1 protein-coding gene is annotated in these 552 nt (G+C 42.0%); it reads right to left on the bottom strand.

What is annotated here, in order from left to right; all coding sequences use genetic code 11:
• Positions 1 to 149: 149 nt before the first annotated feature.
• A partial coding sequence (locus tag EST62_RS12790; RefSeq protein ID WP_134751656.1) for a tetratricopeptide repeat protein occupies positions 150 to 552 on the bottom strand: 403 nt, incomplete at its 5' end.

The raw sequence follows: 552 nt of genomic DNA, 5'->3' as shown, positions 1-552 counted from the left end.
TGTCCGGGGTCTTGTCTTTCTTTCTGGTCATAGTTTTGCTCCTTGTTACATGATAGGAAACTATGACCGTTTACACACTTTATCTTACAGACTCGGGATGTCCGGTTTTTTGAGCCTTATTGTTTCTTCGATATTTTTTCCCACAACTTCTATGCAGGCGCGAATCCCTGATCTGCAGCACACTTCACCCATTTATCAGATTCCGCGAAGTCCTTTTTTAAACCATCGCCAGAACCATACATCACACCTAAGGCAAATTGTGCCGGGGCATGTCCCTGATCGGCAGCCAAGCGAAACCATTTGACTGCTTCGGTTGGATTACGCTTAACTTCTCGGCCATTTTTATATATCAAACCGAGAATGTGCTGCGCTTCTGCACAGCCCTGTTCTGCGGATAGACGAAGCCATTTCAAGGCTTCTGTATCACTTTTTTCAACCGTATCTCCCTTTAAATAAAGGCCATCTCTAAAAAGTCGGAAAAGATATAAGATATTGAAATATATTGACTTAACTGAAATATAAGTCCAGCAATATTCGTATATTTGCGCAGTA

Source organism: Chlorobaculum sp. 24CR, from assembly GCF_004118635.1.
GTDB lineage: Bacteria > Bacteroidota > Chlorobiia > Chlorobiales > Chlorobiaceae > Chlorobaculum.
This window is presented reverse-complemented; position numbering and strand designations above follow the sequence as displayed.